Genomic DNA, 15806 nt, shown 5'->3' with positions numbered 1-15806 from the left:
GTGCCGTCGCACTCGCATTGTTGAGCGCCACACCACTCAGCACCCGCCCGGCCCAACAGCCTCAACCCTGCCCTAGGACAAGATTCTGCGGCGTACTTCATGTGCCACTTAATCCTTCGATCCGGGGCGCCAGGGCGCGCGGTTCGGCATACGCGCCGCTCTGCGCCTCGCCGAAGGGCTCGGGGCAATGCCGCCCGAAACGCGTGTCGCGCGCACGGAGAGAAGCCGTCGCTTGATCAGGCGGTCACCGGAACACCGCTCGGCGTTGGCGCATGACCCAGGACCCGGGTGACGTATCGGAGACGGTGCCGTGACCTTGTTGATCCTCACCGTACAAGTCGCCCTGCCTCTCCTTCTGCTCGCGTGGCTCGCGCTCCTGCCCGCCGGCAGCGTGGTCGGCTTCGGGCTGCAGGCCGCGGGGGTGGGCGCCTTCCTTCTCGGCCTCGCCCTCGTTTCGCAATGTGGGGTGCCGGCGTGGTGATTGCCTCGGACCTACGGCGTCGCTTGGGACGTCATCGTCGCAATTCGCGCGGTTGCCATCTGGAACACGCGGCCGGCAGTTCTTCCCGCGAGCGCCACCAGCTGGATTTCGGCGGTCGTCGCCGTCGCCCTCCTCGGCGTCGGCGGCTGGTAAGCCGGCCGAGCGCTCGCCGGACGCACCCTTCCGCCGGTCGAGATCGCGGACATCGCCAACCCGTTCGGGCCCGGACTGTACATGGTCGGCCACGGGGGCTCGGCGCGCAGGCCCTGTTCGTGGCGCGCGGCGGGGCCGAGTTCGCGCTTCGCCACCGCGTAGGAGCGAAGCCTGTCCGTTACGAGCAGCCGAGGCGCGCAGCCCTGCTTCTTCAGCAGCTAAGCTTCACGGCGGCCGCATTGGCGCGCCTGGGCTGGACCAGCCAGGTCGAGCACCTCGCCCTCGCGGTCGACGGCACGCCACAGGTACATGCGTCGGCCCCCGATTGCGATCACCACCTCGTCGAGTGCCACGTGTCCGACGCCCGCGGCCGCGGCCGGCGCAGGTTGCGGGCGAAGGCCGGGCCGAACTTCACGACCCAGCGGCGGACGGTCTCGTAGGAGACGTCCAGCCCGCGCTCCGCCAGGAGCTCCTCGACGTCGCGGTAGCTAAGCCTGAAGCGCAGGTACAGCCAGACCCCGGGACTGATAACCTCGGTCGGGAAGCGGTGGCGGGCTTAGGAGATCGACTGCATTCCACGACAATACCGCCCCGCTCCTGACCCGTCAGCTCTTTGCGTGACAATGCCCGGCGTGACAGCGCCCGGCGAGCGGCTGCGGATGGCCGAAGCGCTCCTCGCCTGTCGCGGGCGCCACCTGGAGCGCCCCTACACGGATCTCGTCCTCGCACAAACGGGGCCTGTCGGGCGCGTGCGGTAGAGGCGCGCCCGGCAGGCCGCGCGGGAACGCCGGCGCGCGGGCCGCACCCGCTCGTGCTGACGGTCGATGACCGACGCACAAAGGGCGAAAAAGCTCCTTGACTTCGGTGTTCGTGCGGTTTCAACTCAGGTAAAGCGCTTCACCAAGGGCGTTTTCGACCTCGCAGTCTGAACGGGGGGCGGGATGTCGCGAGAGCGGACGGCCGGCTTGAAGGACGTGGCGTTCGCCGCCGGCGTCTCGGTGACGACGGTCTCCCGTTTCCTCAACGGGTCGCTCGAACTCCCGGCGACGACGCGGCGGCGCATAGAGGCCGCCATCGGCGAGCTCGGATACGAGCCTAACCCGCACGCGCGCCGGCTCAGCCGTGGCCGCTCGGATACGATCGGGCTGGTGGTCCCGGACATCGCGAACCCGTTCTTCGCCGCCCTGGTCGCCGCGGCCGAGGAGGAGGCGGATCGGCGGGGGCAAGCGCTGTCGCTGTTCGCCACGCTCAACCGACCGGGGCGCGAGATCGCCTATCTCCGCATGCTCGAGCGCAATCACGTCGACGGCCTGGTCTTCGTCACGAACCATCCCGACGACGGCGGCCTGGCTGCGCTCATCAACCGGACCGGCAAGGTGGTGGTCGTCGACGAGGACGTGCCCGGAGCGGAGGCGCCGAAGCTGTTCTGCGACAACTACGCCGGCGGCTACCTGGCCGGGCTCCACCTCGCCGAGCACGGCCATCGGCGCATCCTCTTCGTCGGCGGCCCGGGCGCCATGATCAGCACGATGCGCCGCTTCGAGGGACTTCGCAGGGCCATCGCCGATGCGTCCGCGGGCGAGGTCGTGCTCCTGCGCGAGGAGGGCGAGTACACGACCGCCTTCGGGCGGGCGGTCGCCCGCCGCTTCCTCGACGACGGACTGCCCGCGACCGCGGTCTTCGCGAGCTCGGACGAGATCGCCATCGGAATGATCGAGGTGTTCCGGGCCCAAGGCGTCTCGATTCCGCAGGACGTCTCGCTGATAGGGTTCGACGACGTCGGACCGCTTCACCTGTTTGCGCCGCCCCTGACCGCCATCCGGCAGCCGGTGCGCGCGCTCGGCCAGCGCGCCCTGGCCGTCCTGCTCGAAAGCCAGCACGTCGACGCCCGGCTGGGCGAAGAGCTGCTGCCTGTCGAAATCGTCGTGCGGAATTCCGTTGCGCCGCCTTCGAAACCATAAGGCAACGGGGAACGACAGACAGAGGACGAACACATGACTTGGGAAACCAATCGTCGCCTTCTAGCAGCTGCAGCCGCCGCGACGGCTCTGGCCGGCCTCTCGATGGGCCCTGCCCTCGCGCAGGACAAGACCTTTGCGCTGGTGCAGATCAACCAGCAGGCGCTGTTCTTCAACCAGATGAACGAGGGCGCGCAGCGCGCCGCCGACGAGGCCGGCGTCAACCTGGTGATCTTCAACGCCAACAACGATCCCGCCGCCCAGAACAGCGCGATCGAGACCTACATCCAGCAGGGCGTCGACGGCCTCGCCGTCGTGGCGATCGACGTCAACGGCATCATGCCCGCGGTCCAGCAGGCCGCCGATGCCGGCATCCCGGTCGTGGCGATCGACGCCATCCTGCCCGAAGGTCCCCATGCGGCGCAGATCGGCGTCGACAACGCCCAGGCCGGCGCCGACATGGGCGCGTTCTTCGTCGACTACGTGCAGTCCGACATGGGCGGCGAGGCGAAGATCGGCATCGTCGGGGCCCTGAACTCGTTCATCCAGAACGTGCGGCAGGAAGGCTTCGAGAGCGAGATCGCGGGCGCGGACGGGATCGAGACGGCGGGCGTCGTGGACGGCCAGAACGTGCAGGACATCGCACTGACCGCCGCCGAGAACCTGATGACCGCCAACCCCGACATGACCGCCGTCTACGCCACGGGCGAGCCGGCGCTGATGGGCGCCATCGCCGCCGTCGAGAGCCAGGGCCGGCAGGACGACGTCCGCCTGTTCGGATGGGACCTGACAGCCCAGGCGATCGCCGGCATCGACGCCGGCCACGTGGTGGCCGTGATCCAGCAGGATCCCGCGGCCATGGGCGCCGCCGCCGTGGATGCGCTGGTGACGCTCTCGGAGGGCGGCAGCGTCGAGGAGACCATCTCCGTTCCGGTGACCATCGTCACGCAGGAGAACGTCGACGACTTCCGGGCGATCTTCCAGTGATGGGCGACGGCGACCGTGGAGGCGCCGTCGCCGCGGCCGGGAGAGAGGATCTCTCCCGGCCGTCTGGCGCCGGCGCGGAGAGGACGCCGCGCGTCTCGCTGCGCGGCATCCGCAAGACGTTCGGCTCCCACCAGGCCCTGCGCGGCGTCGATCTCGACCTCTTCCCGGGAGAGTGCCTCGGGCTCGTGGGCGACAACGCGGCCGGCAAGTCCACCCTCACCAAGATCATCTCGGGTACCTACCAGCCCGACGGCGGCACGATCGCCATCGACGGGGCGCCAGTGCGCCTGTCGGGCCCGGCGGACGCGCGCGCGCGGCGCATCGAGATGGTGTTCCAGGACCTGAGCCTGTGCGACCACATCGACGTCGTGGGCAACCTGTTCCTCGGGCGGGAGCGGACGATGGGACCCTTCCTCGACCGCGCGCGCATGCTCGAGGAAGGCCGGGCCATGCTCCATAGCCTCGACATCCGGATTCCGCGGCTGTCGGCCAAGGTCGAGAAGCTCTCGGGCGGGCAACGCCAGGCCATCGCCATCGCGCGCGCCGCCTCGTTCGACCCGCGGGTCCTGATCATGGACGAGCCGACCTCCGCGCTCGCCGTCGCCGAGGTGGAGGCCGTTCTGTCGCTCATCAACCGCGTGAAGGCGACGGGGGTGTCGGTGATCCTCATCACGCACCGCCTGCAGGACCTGTTTCGCGTCTGCGACCGCATCGCCGTCATGTACGAGGGCGTCAAGGTCGCCGAGCGCGACATCGGCAAGACCGATCTCGAAGATCTCGTGAAGCTCATCGTCGGTGGAGAGCGCCATTGACCGCCTATTCGGAGCGCGCCGCGGGCGCACCTGTCCTCGACTTCCTGGGCGAGCATGCGCAGGTTTTGTCGATCGCGGCCTTCTTCGTCGCCTGCATGATCTTCTTCACGGTGACGACGGACACGTTCCTCACGGTGGGGAACATGCTGAACGTGATCCGGCAGGCCGCGCCGATCCTGATCGTCGCGATCGCCATGACCTTCGTCATCATCACGGGCGGCATCGACCTGTCGGTGGGCTCGCAGGTGGCTCTCGTCAACGCGCTCGCGGCGATCCTGCTCGCTGCGGGCGTGCCGTGGCCGGTCGTCGTCCTCGCGATGCTCGCCTTCGGAGGGGCGGTGGGCCTGTTCCAGGGCTGGTTCATTGCCTACCAGGGCATACCGGCCTTCATCGTGACCCTGGCGGGGCTCTCAATCGTGCGGGGCGTCGCGCTGTACCTGACGCAGGGCTACTCGATCCCGATCACGGGGGTGCCGGGCTTCCTGTCGCTCGGCCGCGGCATCGTCCTGGGCATTCCGGTTCCCGCCTTGATCGCCGCGGCGATCGCGGTGATCGGCTACGTCGTCATCGCCTCGACGAAGTACGGGCGCCAGGTCGTCGCCGTGGGGTCCAACCTGGAGGCCGCGCGCCGGGTGGGCATGCCGGCGAAATGGACGCTGTCCTCGGTCTATCTCGTCTCCGGGGTGGCCTGCGCCGTCGCCGGGCTCCTCATCGCCGCGCGCCTGGGCTCGGGCTCCTCGAACGCGGCCGTGGGGTTCGAGCTGCAGGTCATCGCCGCGGTGGTGCTCGGCGGCACGTCGCTGATGGGCGGGCGCGGCAGCATGCTGGGCACGATCCTCGGCACGCTGACCATCGCGATCATCGGCAACGGGCTGATCCTGATGCACATCTCGCCCTTCTTCACCCAGATCGTGACGGGCGCGATCATCCTGATCGCGATCTGGCTCAACACGCGCATCTTCACCACGAACTTCCGTCTGGGGCGGCGATGACGACGAACGCGAACGAGCTCTCGCAGGCCCATGTGCGGTCGGGCAAGGTGATGACGGTCGCCGGGCCCGTCGACGCCGCGGCGCTCGGCACGACGCTCATCCACGAGCACATCCTCAACGACTGCCGGTGCTGGTGGAACCCGCCGAGCACGCCCGAGCGCGAGCACCTCGCGACCGGCCCCGTCCGCATCGAGATTCTCGGCGAGCTGCGCCAGGATCCCTTCGTGAACGCGCACAACGTCGCGCTCGACGACGAGGCCCTGGCTGTCGCGGAGCTCGGCGCGGTCGTCGAGGCGGGCGGCCGCACCGTGGTCGACCCGACCTGCCGGGGCATCGGCCGAGACCCGCAGGCGCTCGCGCGCACCGCGCGCGCCACCGGCCTCAACATCGTGATGGGCGCGGGCTACTACCTCGAGAGCTCGCATCCGCCCGAGGTCGCCGGCATGAGCATCGACGACATCGCCGACGCCATCGTCCGGGAGGCCACCGTCGGGGTCGACGACACGGGCGTGCGCATCGGCGTCATCGGCGAGATCGGCGTCTCCTCCGACTTCACCGCCGCGGAGGAGAAGTGCCTGCGGGGCGCGGCGCGCGCCCAGGTCCGCACGGGCCTGCCGCTGATGGTGCACCTGCCCGGGTGGTTCCGCCTGGGGTCGCGGGTGCTGGACATCGTCGAGGAGGAGGGCGCCGAGGTCCGGCACACGGTTCTGTGCCACATGAACCCGTCGCACGCCGACGTCGCCTACCAGAGCGCGCTCGCGGCGCGCGGCGCGTTCCTCGGCTACGACATGATCGGCATGGACTTCTTCTACGCCGACCAGCAGGTCCAGTGCCCGAGCGACGACGAGGCGGCGCGGGCGATCGTCGGGCTGATCGAGCGCGGCCACGTCGATCGCATCCTCCTCTCGCAGGACGTCTTCCTGAAGATGATGCTCACCCGCTACGGCGGCAACGGCTACGCCTTCGTGCTGCGCCACTTCCTCCCGCGCTTGAGACGTCACGGCCTCGACGACGCGGCCCTCGACGTCCTCGTTCGCAAGAACCCCCGATCCGTCTTCGATGCGACGGCCTGACCGGCGATCCGCGAAGCACCGCAAGGAAAAGGAACCATGACGAAGAACGTGCTCCTCGTCGGTGAAAGCTGGGTGAGCTCGGCGACCCACTACAAGGGTTTCGACCAGTTCGGCAGCGTCACCTTTCATCTCGGGGCGGAGCCGCTCGTGAAGGCGCTCGAGGGCAGCGAGTTCGCGCTCACCTATATGCCGGCCCACGAGGCGGCGGAGGGCTTCCCCTTCGAGATGGCGGGCCTCGACGCCTACGACGTCGTCATCCTGTCGGACATCGGGGCGAACACGCTCCTCTTGCCGCCGGCGGTGTGGCTGCATTCCCAGACCGTCCCCAACCGCCTGAAGCTCCTCAGGTCCTTCGTGGCCAAGGGCGGAGGCCTGCTGATGGTCGGCGGCTACTTCTCCTTCCAGGGGATCGACGGCAAGGCCCGGTGGCGGCGCACGCCGGTGGAGGACGTCCTGCCCGTCACCTGTCTGCCCTACGACGACCGGATCGAGATCCCCGAAGGCGCGACCCCCGTCGTGACCAAGCCGGACCATCCCCTCGTCGCTGGCCTCTCCGGCGACTGGCCGCCGCTTCTGGGCGTCAACGAGGTCGAGCCGCGCACCCGCGACGACGTCGAGATCATCGCACGCCTCCCCGACGACGAAGGCGGCCACCCGCTCCTCGTCGCCGGCCGCTTCGGCGAAGGGCGGACCGCGGCGTGGACCTCCGACATCGGGCCGCACTGGCTGTCGCCGTCCTTCTGCGCGTGGCCGGGCTACGCCCGCCTGTGGAAGAACGTGCTCGGCTGGCTGTCCGACCGATGACGGCTCAGGCGGCGAGGATGCGGGCGAGCTCGGCCGTGGTGGGAAACGCGGAGCGCGTGCCGCGCCGGCCGACGGTCAGGGCGGCGGCCGCGGCCGCATGGCCGATCGCGCGGGCGTCGATAGTCCGGCCCCGCAGGGCGGCCGAGGCCAGCGCCACCGCCATGAAGGTGTCGCCCGCGCCCGTCGTGTCGACGACCGGCGTCGCGACGGCCGGAACGTGCACGGTCCCGCCCGCGCCGATGGACCAGGCGCCCTCGCCGCCGAGCGTCAGGACGACGTGGCCGGCTCCGGCCTCTATCAGCCGCGACGCGGCTCGGCGATCCGAGGCGCCGGCGAGCGCCTGCGCCTCGCCGCGGTTGAGGAAGGCGACGTCGACCAGGTGCCAGAGCGCGTCGAAATGCGCCCGCAGCGGCGACGGGTTGACGGCGGTGACCAGTCCCCTCCTTCGCGCCTCGGTCAGCACGCCCCCCGTGACCTCCTCGCCGAGATTGCCCTGCAGCACGGCGAGATCGCCCTGCTCGGCGCTCGCGAGCGCGGCGAGCGCATCGGCCAGCGAGAGCGCGTCCGCCGCCTCCGTCGTCGTGACAATGGCGTTCTCGCCGTCGGGCGCGGTGAAGATCAGGGAGACGTCGCTCGAGCGCCCGGGCAGCGTCACGATGCGCGCGTCCACCGGCTCCTCGGCGATACGCCCGCGAATGTCCGCCGCCCGCGCGTCGTCGCCGACCGCGGCGACCAGGGTCGTGGGCAGGCCGCAGCGCCCCATCACGATCGCCTGGTTCGCACCCTTGCCGCCGAGATCGCGGGTCGCCTGCCGGCCGAGGATGGACGCCCCGATCTCGGGCATCGACGGCACGGAAAAGATTTCGTCGACGGCGATGTTGCCGATCACGTAAGCGCGCATCGAGAACCTTCAGGAGAGAAACGCCCATGCAGATCGTATCGGCTATGGGACAGGGGGCCATCAAGGAGATTTTCGGGCAGGAGAAGGCGTTGATCGGCATGATCCACTGCCCGCCCTTCCCCGGCGCCCCCCGGTATCGCGGGGCGCCGGTGGACGCGCTCTACGACGCCTGCATGCGCGACGCGGACGCCCTGGTCGGCGGCGGCCTCGACGGGCTGATCGTCGAGAACCACGGCGACATCCCGTTCTCGAAGCCGGACGAGATCGGCCCGGAGACCGCGGCCTTCATGGGCGTCGTCACGGACCGGATCGCCCGCGCCTGCGGCGTGCCGCTCGGCGTCAACGTCCTGGCCAACGCGCCGATCCACGCCTTCGCCGTCGCGATGGCCGGGGGCGCGCGGTTCATCCGCGTCAACCAGTGGGCCAACGCGTACGTCGCCAACGAAGGCTTCATGGAGGGCCGTGCGGCCGCCGCGATGCGCTACCGGTCGCTGCTGCGCGCGGAGCACGTCAAGGTCTTCGCCGACAGCCACGTGAAGCACGGCGCGCATGCGATCACCGCCGACCGCACCATCCAGGAACTGACGCGCGATCTCGCCTTCTTCGACGCCGACGCGGTGATCGCCACCGGTCAGCGGACGGGGAACGCGGCCTCGCTGTCGGAGATCGAGGAGATCGGCGCGGCCACCCACCTGCCGCTGCTTGTCGGCTCGGGCGTGAGCGCAACCAACGTCGCCGAGATCCTGGCGCGCACGAGCGGGGTGATCGTCGCGTCGTCGCTCAAGCAGGACGGCGTCTGGTGGAACCCGGTCGATCCGGCGCGGGTCGCCGCCTTCGTGGAGGCCGCGCGACCGGCCCTGGGACGCTGAGATGGACGAGCCTCTGTCGGAACGCATCCTGCGCGAGAACCGGGCCGTGCTCGAGGCGATGCTCAACCATCGCTTCGTGTGCGACGTCGCGCACGATCGGCTGCCCCCCGCGGTGTTCGACCGCTATCTCGTGTTCGAGGGCGCCTTCGTCGACACCGCCGTCGCGATCTTCGCCTATGCGACCGCCAAGGCGCGGACGGTCGCGCAGAGGCGCGTGCTCGTCGGGGTGCTCGACGCCCTCGTCAACCGGCAGATCGGCTATTTCGAGCGGACCTTCGCCGCCCGAGGCATCGACCCGGCGCGCTTCGACACGAGCCTCGCGCCGGTCGTGGCGTTCCGCGAGGGCATGCTTGCGATCGCCATGGACGGGAGCTACGCCGACATCGTCACGGCGATGTTCGCCGCCGAATGGATGTACTGGTCCTGGTGCCGCCGGGCGAGCGCCTGCGCCATCGCCGATCCCCTGCTCGCCGAGTGGGTCGCCTTGCACGTCGCCGACGACTTCGCGGCGCAGGCCGCGTGGTTGAAAAGCGAGCTCGACGCGGCCGCCGCGGATCTCGACGAACCCGAGAAGGTCCGCCTGAGCGCGGTGTTCGGCCAGGTGCAGGAGCTCGAGATCGCGTTCCACGACGCGCCCTATCCGGACACGAACGATCGAGGCCCACGATGATCGAGATCGACGCGCAGAGGCTCGAGCGACGCATCGAGGAGTTCGCCGTCATCGGCGCCACGCCCAGGGGTGGCGTCAATCGCTAAGCCCTCTCGGAGGGCGACAGAGCCGCGCGACGGCTCCTGGCCGAGCTCGCCGCGGCGCACGGCTTCCAGGTCTTCCAGGACGCGATGGCGAACCTCTTCGTGCGGCGCGAGGGCCGCCGCGCCGAGCTGCCGCCCCTCCTGATCGGCAGCCATCTCGACAGCCAGCCCTCGGGCGGGCGCTTCGACGGAGCTCTCGGCACGACCGGCGCGCTCGCCGAGTTCCTCGCCGCCGTCGACGCATCGAATCTCGGCGGCGGCGATACGTGCAATTCGGCTTACGGCGGGACCCCTCTCGGGCGTGACGGACGCCAGCTCGTGCAAGGTTTTCAGGTCCGGGACCCCGCGCCGATCGGCGCGGGAGCCCGACGCCGATCCACAGACGGCGGAGAACGGGGCGGCATTGTCGTGAAATGCAGCCGATCTCCTACGCCCGCGACCGCTTCCCGTCCGAGGTCATCCGGCACGCGGTCTGGCTGTACCTGCGCTTCACGCTGAGCTACTGCGACGTCGAGGAGCTCCTGCCCGAGCGCGGGTTGGACGTCTCCTGCGAGACCGTGCGCTGCTGGGTCGCGAAGTTGGCCTGGCCTTCGCGCGCAACCGCTTCCTCTCATCCCATGCCATCGTCCACAACACCTTCGCTCTTCAACGGCTCTTTACATCCCGCCGTCCTCGGCCACCTCAGGGCCGCGGCGGCGGATGCACGGACGATGGCGACAGCGGCGTGATCTGGACGCGATCCGAGCTGACGTGCGCCCTCGGTTCAGTTGCTGTGACAGTGCCGCTCGAGGCCATGGCCGAGTGGAGCGAGGATCTGCCGGGCTACGCCGTCCTCTACCCGCAGGACGAGATCGCGATGCACCGGGCCGAGTGACTCGCACCCCGACCCGCCTCCCCAAGTGCCACAGGGAGCAGCCCATGCGAATCCTCTCGGCGATCGGCGCCGCGGCCGCTATTGCGGCGACGGTCAGCGCCGGCCCCGTCGCCTCCCAGGAGGCGCTGTCGATCTACCGAACTGTCCAGTCGGGCCCTCAGGCGCAGGCGCTCGCCACCGCGATTTCTCGAGGCGGCCCTCACCAGCACGCTCGACGGCGATGAGCCCTTTACGATGTTCGTGCCCCCGAACACCGCTTTGGCGCTCATCATCCACGCCGGCGCCGACGGCTACGAGAGCCAGCCTGCCGGCGATGCCGGCGACAGGATCGCCTGCGGAGTGATAGAGTGACGTTCCCCTGAGCAAGGACCCGTCGCGCGGCGAGGTGCGACGGGTTCGCGGCTTGGGGTTTCAGGAGTGGGCGGGCGGTCGGGCGGTTTCAATGGGTGGTGAGCCGGACGAAACACGCGGTGTAACGCAGAGCCGATAGCAGCGGCCACTCACGGCGGCGCGCTTCGCACCGATATCTCTCCACGAGGTCGGCCGCCAGAACAGGAGGAAGCAATGACCTATCGTTCCGGGAACTCGGAGCCGCCAGTGCTCGCAGGCCGCACCTGGGACTACATGGCCGATGATCCGGAGACGCCGGGCGACGAGGCGCGCGGCTTCATGCCGCATTGGGATCATCACATCTGGTTCGTGGAGAACCCGGCCGGCGCGCTGATGCCGTTCAACCGGGCGGTGACCTGCGAGCACCATACCGGTCACGGGCACTGACGAGGACTCGGCTCCGGGCGGGCGCCCGCCCGAAGCTTCCCGGCGCGTCATCGCGCGGCCGTGGCATCGGCCTTTCGATCCGGCCGCCAAGACAGAGAACAACCGATGCGAAAGCTTCAATCTCAGGGCGTCCACCACATCACGCTGGTCGGGGCGGATCGCCGAACGTCGATCGACTTCTGGGAAGGCGTGCTGGGCATGCCGTTCGTGTTTGAGCAGCCGAACCTCGACCGTGCGGAGGAGAGCCACCTCTACTTCGATCCCGGCGATGGAAGGTTGATCACCGTTTTCGGCGACGAACGCCGCACTCCCGCCTCCGAGCGGACGCCGACCGAGGTCGGATGCGTGCATCACATCGCCTTCGCGGTCTCCCGGGTCACCTTCCGCCAGGCCGTCGAGCGGCTCGGCGAGCGAGGAATCGCACACAGCGGCGTCAAGGATCCTGCTTCATGGACTCGATCTATTTCCAAGATCCGTTGGGCATGCTGATCGAGCTGGCATCCTACCGCTTCGACCCGCCGCACGGGCACACGCACGCCGACGTGCTGATGGAAGCGCACGGGATCCGGGTGGCGCGCGGCGACTATGCCATCGCCGAGGCGCATCTGGCCGATGCGATTGAGGCTCTCGTCGACCGCTCGCGGGCGACGCTCACGCGAGGGCGGGACTGAAAGCAGGGCCGCTCCAAGGTCTCGCCTAGATCACGTCACCCTCTACCTGCGTCGTCTTCGACCGATCGGGCACACCTCGGCGCTAGAGTGTGACGACCTGATCCGGCGGGTTGCCCGACAGAGCCTCGTAGAGCTGTGGAAAACAGCCTGCAACGACGCCATCGACCAGGCCCTTGGCCTTCACCGCGCCCGTACCGCAGGCATGCTCGGGACCTTCGGCGTAGCCACGGCGCAACGCGCACTGATCGCAGACCATCAGCAGGATGTTGCGCTCGCGCGCGACCTTCGCGAGCCTCTCGCCGACAGGATCGCCCGCGCGCAGGCACAGGATGTTGTCATCGAAAAACATCATGCCGACCACCTCGGCGCCGTGGTTGCCCGCCTCGAGCTGAGGCAGCACCATCCCGGCGAGCTTGAACGTCGAGGCGTTGGCGACGGCGAAGACGTAGGCGACCTTCATCGAAGCAGTTCCCGTTAGGCTGATGCAGGGCTCAGCGCCAGCGCAGCAGCCGGCGCTCGATGCGGCCGGCGGCCGCGAAGATCGCGAGCACGAAACCCATGATGAGGAAGACGAGGGCGAGCATCAGAGCCGCGTTGAACGTGCTCTGCGCGAAGGAGAGCAGGTAGCCGAGCCCGCGGCTGGCGCCGACGAACTCGCCGACCACGGCGCCGGTGAACGCGAAGCCGACGGCGACCTTAAGGTTGCCCATGATCCAGGCGGCGACGAAGGGAATGTAGACCTCGCGAAGCACCGTCCAGCTGCTCCCGCCGAGCGTGCGCACGCGCTCCACCAGCCGCCGGTCGACCTGCTTGATGCCCGTGTAGACCGTGAAGAAGATCAGCACGGCCACGAGCACGAAGGAGAGCGCGACCTTCGACCCGAGGCCGATCCCGAACCAGATCACGCACAAGGGCGCGAGCACGACCCGGGGGACCGCGTTGAGCATCATCATCACGGGCTCGAGCAGCTGAGCGACGAGCGGCACCAGGGCCGCGGCCGCGCCCAGCATGACACCCACCAGGACGCCGAGCACCAGCCCGCCGATCGCGGCGGCGAAGGTGGCTTCCACGTGGGGCCAGATCGATCCGTCCGAGAACAGCTGCACGAGCGCCGCCCCGATCTGGCTCGGGCTCGGCGCGTAGAGCGGGTTGAGCATGCCGGCGGCGCCCGCGGCTTCCCAGAGCCCGAGCAGGATCGCGAGCGCCGTGACCTGGCGCACCCAAATCCGGTCGAAGACGGTGGTCATGCGGCCTCCCGCGCGGGCTGCGGCCCCTCGACGGCCTCCGACAGGTCGTTCCACAAGCGCCCGTAGAGCGGCGCGAATTTCGGATGCGTGCGCGCCGCGATCAGGGCGCGCGGCCGCGGCAAGGGCACGGGGTACTCGTGCGAGACCCGCGCGCGCGGCCCGTTCGAGAGGAGATAGATCTTGTCCGACAGGGCGATCGCCTCCTCGAGATCGTGGGTGACGAGAAGCACGCCGATCCCCTCGCTCTCGACGAGATTGACGACGTCCTGCGTCACCCGCGCGCGCACGATCGCGTCGAGGGAGGCGAAGGGCTCGTCCATGAGGAGGAGGCGCGGGCGCAGGGCCAGCACCTGGGCGAGCGCCACGCGCTTGCGCTGGCCGCCGGAGAGCTCGCGCGGATAGCGTCCGCCCAGGCCGGCGAGCTTGAGCCGCTCCAGCCAGCCCTCGGCTTCCTCGCGCGCCTGCGCCCGGGACGCACCGCGCTGGCGCAGGCCGAGCGCGACGTTGTCGACGGCCGAGCGCCAGGGCAGCAGCGCGTCGTCCTGGAACAGGATGCCGATCTCGTCACGCGCGAGGCCCGGCGTCTCGATCGTTCCGGCGGAGATGTCCTGCAGGCCCATGACGGCGCGCAGCAGGCTGCTCTTGCCGGAGCCGGACGGGCCGACCAGGCTGACGAACTGCCCGGCGTCGAGCTCGACGCCGGCGCCTTCTAGAACCGGCTCGCCCCCGTAGGAGAGCGTGACGTCGCGGGCGCGAAGCATCAGCCGCCCTCGACGATCGAGGTGTCGAACAGCTCGGCGTAGACGAGATCCGCCGGCACCAGGCCGGCGACCGCGAGCGTCGCCGCGACCCGCTGCGCGGCCTCGAGATCGATCGCGACGTCCTGCGGATAGAGCGACTCGCGATAGCGCTCGATGATCCGTGCGAGCTCCTCGAGGTTGCCGCCGGTGGTCAGCTCGGAAGGCAGCGTCGCGACGAGCTCGTCCGGAGACATCTGCTGGAGATCGCCGAGACCGTCGCGCAGGCCGAGCGCGAGCTTGCGCATCTCCTCGCGCCGCTCCTCGAGCTCGTCCGCGCGCACCGCGACGCCCATGAACTCGTAGGGCCCGCCGAGGAAGCGCTGCGCATCCTCCACGTCCATCGCGTTGACCAGGGTCCGCCCGCCGGCTTCGATCACGAGCGTCAACGCGGGCTCCTGGACGAGACCGGCGTCGATCTGGCCCTGGCGAAGCGCTTCGAGGATGTTCGGCCCGAGCGTCGCGAACTGGACGCTCGTCGGCTCGACCCCCGCGCGCTCGAGCAGGTAGAGCATCAGCGCGTGGTCGGCGTTGCCGAGCGCCGAGACGCCCACCGTCCTCCCGGCGAGGTCCTCGATCGCACCGATCTCGTCCGCACGCGCCGGAGCGGTGGCGAGGGCGAACAGCGGGAGCTGGCCGGTCGTGGCGAAACGGCGGATCGGCGCGCCGCGGGCGAAGGCCTGCATGGCGACGTCGAGCGAGGTCGCCGCGTAGTCCACGGCGCCGCCGACGAGCGCCTGCATGGCCGCGTTGCCGCCGCGGGTGTAGACGAGCTCGACCTCGAGACCCTGCTCGGCGAAACGACCCTTCGCACGCGCCACCTCGTAAGGAATGATGCACAGGAGCTGGCTGCAGAAAGCGAGCCGGACCGCACGGGCCTGCGCGCGGGCCGGCTTGGCGCCGGCAAGAGCCGCGATTGAGCCCGCCGCCGCCGCGAAACCCTTCAGCACGCCGCGGCGGTTCACGTTGGGAGAGCCGGCCGGCAAGGGCTCGGACGGAGCAAGGGTGAACGGATCATCGCAGCAGCCCATGGCAAGTCTCCTGTCGGCTTCGCGAAACGGCGACACCCTCCTACCTGGCGCTGCGAAAGATAATTGTCAACCTAAGCCGTGATTTAAGAATTTGTACATAATCCCTTTGTGAAATAACCAAGTCCAGCAGTGTGGGTGGCGTACATCTGCCCGACCCCGCTGGCTCCCCCACGCAAGCGCCCAGCCGCGGCTCTGGAAAAGACCGCAGTCGGCCCGGAGGAGACGCACGACCGCAAGATCGTCACCGACGCGCCGAACGTGATGTGGGCGATCGACGCCACCCAGGTCACGACCGTGGAGCACGGCAAGGTCTGGCTCTTCGGCGTCGCCGAGCACTGGAACGCCGAGTTCGTCGGCTGGCACGTGACCAAGCACGGCACCCGGCACGAGGCACTCCAGGCCATGAGCATGGCCGTATCCGAGCAGTTCGGCCACATCGAGCGTGACGCCGCGCGGGGGCTCGCGCTGCGGCACGACCACGGCAGCGCGTTCATGTCCGACGACTTCCAGAACCAGGTGAAGGCCTGGGGCATCACGCCGAGCTACGCCTTCGTCGCCCAGCCCGAGACGAACGGCGTCATCGAGCGCCTCTTCCGCACCTTCAAGGAGCAGGTCGTGTACGGTCG

At 69.6% G+C, this 15806-nt stretch carries 17 protein-coding genes and 4 pseudogenes; 15 read left to right on the top strand and 6 right to left on the bottom strand.

Annotated features, from left to right (window positions below):
• The first annotated feature begins 310 nt into the window (after positions 1 to 310).
• A complete protein-coding gene (locus G407_RS31715; protein WP_156917542.1) occupies positions 311 to 481 on the top strand; it encodes a hypothetical protein in 171 nt (56 codons plus the stop codon).
• Positions 482 to 492: 11 nt separating this feature from the next.
• On the opposite strand, the pseudogene G407_RS32845 reads toward G407_RS31715, so the two are convergent.
• A pseudogene (locus tag G407_RS32845) lies at positions 493 to 1163 on the bottom strand (IS6 family transposase).
• Between the two features lie 412 nt (positions 1164 to 1575).
• Between G407_RS32845 and G407_RS0110125 the strand changes: the two are divergent.
• Genes G407_RS0110125 through G407_RS0110100 form a run of 6 tightly spaced genes read left to right on the top strand, consistent with a single transcriptional unit; the run spans position 1576 to position 7260 of the window.
• Positions 1576 to 2595 (top strand): LacI family DNA-binding transcriptional regulator, encoded by a 1020-nt coding sequence (locus G407_RS0110125; RefSeq protein ID WP_029030712.1) that lies wholly within the window; start codon positions 1576 to 1578, stop codon positions 2593 to 2595.
• A gap of 33 nt (positions 2596 to 2628) precedes the next feature.
• Complete coding sequence (locus G407_RS0110120) at positions 2629 to 3579, top strand: substrate-binding domain-containing protein (RefSeq protein ID WP_029030711.1); 951 nt, start codon at positions 2629 to 2631, stop codon at positions 3577 to 3579.
• Positions 3579 to 4391 carry an ATP-binding cassette domain-containing protein gene (locus G407_RS0110115; protein ID WP_043539476.1) on the top strand — a complete coding sequence of 271 codons (813 nt, stop codon included), beginning with the start codon at positions 3579 to 3581 and terminating at the stop codon, positions 4389 to 4391. Before G407_RS0110120 ends, G407_RS0110115 begins: the two co-directional genes overlap by 1 nt.
• Positions 4388 to 5383: an ABC transporter permease gene (locus tag G407_RS0110110; protein ID WP_029030709.1), complete on the top strand. Its 996-nt coding sequence runs from the start codon at positions 4388 to 4390 to the stop codon at positions 5381 to 5383. Before G407_RS0110115 ends, G407_RS0110110 begins: the two co-directional genes overlap by 4 nt.
• A complete protein-coding gene (locus G407_RS0110105; RefSeq protein ID WP_029030708.1) occupies positions 5380 to 6456 on the top strand; it encodes a phosphotriesterase family protein in 1077 nt (358 codons plus the stop codon). Before G407_RS0110110 ends, G407_RS0110105 begins: the two co-directional genes overlap by 4 nt.
• A gap of 36 nt (positions 6457 to 6492) precedes the next feature.
• Entirely contained in the window at positions 6493 to 7260 is a 768-nt protein-coding gene (locus G407_RS0110100; RefSeq protein ID WP_029030707.1) for a glutamine amidotransferase, read from the top strand.
• Positions 7261 to 7264: 4 nt separating this feature from the next.
• Here G407_RS0110100 and G407_RS0110095 read toward each other — a convergent pair whose 3' ends face one another.
• Entirely contained in the window at positions 7265 to 8161 is an 897-nt protein-coding gene (locus tag G407_RS0110095) for a PfkB family carbohydrate kinase (protein WP_029030706.1), read from the bottom strand.
• 26 nt (positions 8162 to 8187) lie between these two features.
• Between G407_RS0110095 and G407_RS0110090 the strand changes: the two genes are divergently transcribed.
• The 7 genes and pseudogenes from G407_RS0110090 to G407_RS26910 all read left to right on the top strand — a co-directional run bounded on the left by G407_RS0110090 (position 8188) and on the right by G407_RS26910 (position 12105).
• Complete coding sequence (locus G407_RS0110090) at positions 8188 to 9030, top strand: BtpA/SgcQ family protein (RefSeq protein ID WP_029030705.1); 843 nt, start codon at positions 8188 to 8190, stop codon at positions 9028 to 9030.
• A gap of 1 nt (position 9031) precedes the next feature.
• A complete protein-coding gene (locus G407_RS0110085; protein WP_029030704.1) occupies positions 9032 to 9700 on the top strand; it encodes a TenA family protein in 669 nt (222 codons plus the stop codon).
• Positions 9697 to 10026: pseudogene (locus tag G407_RS32535) on the top strand (Zn-dependent hydrolase); the annotation flags it as partial. The gene G407_RS0110085 and the pseudogene G407_RS32535, both read left to right, overlap by 4 nt.
• 170 nt (positions 10027 to 10196) lie before the next feature.
• Positions 10197 to 10361 (top strand): annotated as a pseudogene (locus tag G407_RS32530) (IS6 family transposase); the annotation flags it as partial.
• A gap of 530 nt (positions 10362 to 10891) precedes the next feature.
• On the top strand, positions 10892 to 11008 hold the full coding sequence (locus G407_RS31030; RefSeq protein WP_084327436.1) for a superoxide dismutase family protein: 117 nt from the start codon (positions 10892 to 10894) through the stop codon (positions 11006 to 11008).
• 213 nt (positions 11009 to 11221) lie between these two features.
• On the top strand, positions 11222 to 11434 hold the full coding sequence (locus tag G407_RS0110055; RefSeq protein ID WP_029030702.1) for a hypothetical protein: 213 nt from the start codon (positions 11222 to 11224) through the stop codon (positions 11432 to 11434).
• A gap of 105 nt (positions 11435 to 11539) precedes the next feature.
• Positions 11540 to 12105 (top strand): annotated as a pseudogene (locus G407_RS26910) (VOC family protein).
• Positions 12106 to 12187: 82 nt separating this feature from the next.
• Here G407_RS26910 and G407_RS0110045 read toward each other — a convergent pair.
• From G407_RS0110045 to G407_RS0110030, 4 genes are read right to left on the bottom strand one after another with little or no spacing between them, the layout of a single operon-like run.
• Positions 12188 to 12565, bottom strand: coding sequence for a SaoD/DsrE family protein (locus G407_RS0110045; RefSeq protein WP_029030701.1), 378 nt, complete (start codon positions 12563 to 12565; stop codon positions 12188 to 12190).
• A 31-nt stretch (positions 12566 to 12596) separates the two neighbouring features.
• Entirely contained in the window at positions 12597 to 13352 is a 756-nt protein-coding gene (locus tag G407_RS0110040) for an ABC transporter permease (RefSeq protein ID WP_156917541.1), read from the bottom strand.
• The gene (locus G407_RS26905) at positions 13349 to 14113 is read right to left on the bottom strand and encodes an ABC transporter ATP-binding protein (protein WP_043539475.1); all 765 of its coding nucleotides are present in this window, start codon (positions 14111 to 14113) and stop codon (positions 13349 to 13351) included. The genes G407_RS0110040 and G407_RS26905 overlap by 4 nt, the downstream gene beginning before the upstream one ends.
• Positions 14113 to 15180: an ABC transporter substrate-binding protein gene (locus G407_RS0110030; protein ID WP_029030699.1), complete on the bottom strand. Its 1068-nt coding sequence runs from the start codon at positions 15178 to 15180 to the stop codon at positions 14113 to 14115. Before G407_RS0110030 ends, G407_RS26905 begins: the two co-directional genes overlap by 1 nt.
• 135 nt (positions 15181 to 15315) lie before the next feature.
• Between G407_RS0110030 and G407_RS26900 the strand changes: the two genes are divergently transcribed.
• Positions 15316 to 15806, top strand: a 491-nt coding sequence (locus G407_RS26900) for a DDE-type integrase/transposase/recombinase (RefSeq protein ID WP_210163101.1), incomplete at its 3' end; no start/stop codon positions are given.

Source organism: Salinarimonas rosea DSM 21201 (genome assembly GCF_000429045.1).
GTDB classification, from domain to species: Bacteria; Pseudomonadota; Alphaproteobacteria; order Rhizobiales; family Beijerinckiaceae; genus Salinarimonas; species Salinarimonas rosea.
Note: the sequence above shows the minus strand (reverse complement) of the source record. Positions and strands in the feature narration are given on the sequence as shown.